Here is a 366-nt window from a genome sequence, read left to right on the forward strand (position 1 = left end):
TCTTCATCCAATGCTGTGCAACGCACACGACCGCCCGTTCAATGTCCAGATAATGACCGAGCCCTGTCGGATCCGAGTGGCATCCCTCGGGTTTGCGATGCCGACCGCGCCTCGTAGTCGATGATCGCCACCTTGAGGGCCGCCAGTTCGAGGGCCTTCGCCGGATTGGCCTTCGCATCCTCGATCTGGCCGATGCGCTGAAGCGCGTACCGATAATCCTCATGGCAGGTGAGGCAGATAGTCGGTGCTTCCGATCTGAGTTCTTGAACCGCGGTCATCGGATTTCTCCTCCGGGGCTGACAAGAATTTTCGCCTGTGGCAACGGCCCGCCTTGGGATTTGTTCCCTGACGGGCGGTCTTCTCGGC

The 366-nt window shown here is 60.1% G+C and carries 1 protein-coding gene; it reads right to left on the minus strand.

The annotated features are described in order from the left end of the window. Positions 1–38: 38 nt before the first annotated feature. Positions 39–278 carry a hypothetical protein gene (locus tag AB4Y92_RS26625; RefSeq protein WP_441822352.1) on the minus strand — a complete coding sequence of 80 codons (240 nt, stop codon included), beginning with the start codon at positions 276–278 and terminating at the stop codon, positions 39–41. Positions 279–366: the final 88 nt, after the last annotated feature.

This window comes from Lysobacter sp. TAB13, from assembly GCF_052113885.1.
In the GTDB taxonomy this organism is placed as follows: Bacteria; Pseudomonadota; Gammaproteobacteria; order Xanthomonadales; family Xanthomonadaceae; genus Lysobacter; species Lysobacter gummosus.